A 1,254-nucleotide genomic window follows, 5' to 3' on the forward strand; every position below is an offset into this window, starting at 1 on the left:
AGGACGGGGACAGGGTCTCCACCGACTTGCCGCTCACCATCAAGGACGGCAATGCGCCGGGCTTCGTGGCGGGCAGCGGGGTGGACTTGAGCGAGAGCCACCTCGATGGCAGCAACAGCCTGACGGAAACGGGACACTTTACCCTGGAGGCGGGGTCGGACCGGGTGAGCCAGGTCTCGTTCGCCGATCCGGCCTCCCAGCCCCCCCTGATGGCCCTGGGTCAGCAGGTGAAATACGAACTGGTGGACGGGGATCCCGCCATCCCGGGCAACCAGATCCTCAAGGGTTATGTGGATGTGAACGGGGTGCGGGTCGAGGTGCTGCAGGTGGAGATCAGCGGCAAGCTCGACAACGCCGCCAGCAACGCGTTCGACTACAAGGTGACCCTCTATCAGGGGGTGCACCAGAGCGGCGGTGACGGCAAGACGAGTCTGCCCCTCAAGCTCGATATTATCGACAGCGACAAGGGGGGTGGCAGCAACGACAGCACCACGGGCACCCTGGACATCACCATCAGCGAGGGCGTCAGGCCGATCGTCAACGGGGTGACCATCGACAGCGTGACCCTGAGCGAGGGGCGCTTCGATGGCGCCGCCAGTGGCGCGACCGCCGACGATCAGCTCATCACGGGCAAGGTGACGGTGCAGGCCTATTCGGATCCCATCGTCGATGTGCGCCTGGTCCTCTCCGGTCAGGTCATGGACATCAACGGCAATCCCGTCACCCATAACGGCGAGCCCCTCACCTGGCAGGAGGTGCCTGGCAGCAATGGCCACGGCTTCCAGGCGGTCACCGCCAGCGGCACCCTGGTGCTGAGTGTGACCCTGCCCAATGTGCCCGGTAGCATCGCGGCGCACTCCAAGGTGGATTTCGATTATCAGGTGGTGACCCACACCAACCTGGATCACGGTGCGAACGACAGGCTGGATATCAGTGTCGGCATGCAGGTGACCGACAGCGATGGCACCGTCAGCAAAGGCGACACCGTTATTCATGTGACCGATGCCGCCGATCCTAACCTCGGCATCGACAGCGGCATCAGCCTGCAGGAAGGGGCCTCTGGCCAGACCCTGGATGGCCAGTTGCCGGTCAATGTGGGCAGCGATCGCCTGGTGTCGCTCAACTTCGAGGCAAGCCAGCCCGCCCTGGATAATCTCACCAGCGGCGGCAAGCCGACCAGCTATCAGGTCAACGGCAATGTCATCACCCTGCTGGATGCGGGCGGCAAGACCATCCTGACCGTGACCCTGGGGC

1 pseudogene is annotated in these 1,254 nt (G+C 64.1%); it reads left to right on the forward strand.

What is annotated here, in order from left to right:
- Window positions 1–1,254, forward strand: a pseudogene (locus BN1119_RS20700) (retention module-containing protein); the annotation flags it as partial.

The organism is Aeromonas bivalvium (genome assembly GCF_000819765.1).
Taxonomy (GTDB): domain Bacteria; phylum Pseudomonadota; class Gammaproteobacteria; order Enterobacterales; family Aeromonadaceae; genus Aeromonas; species Aeromonas bivalvium.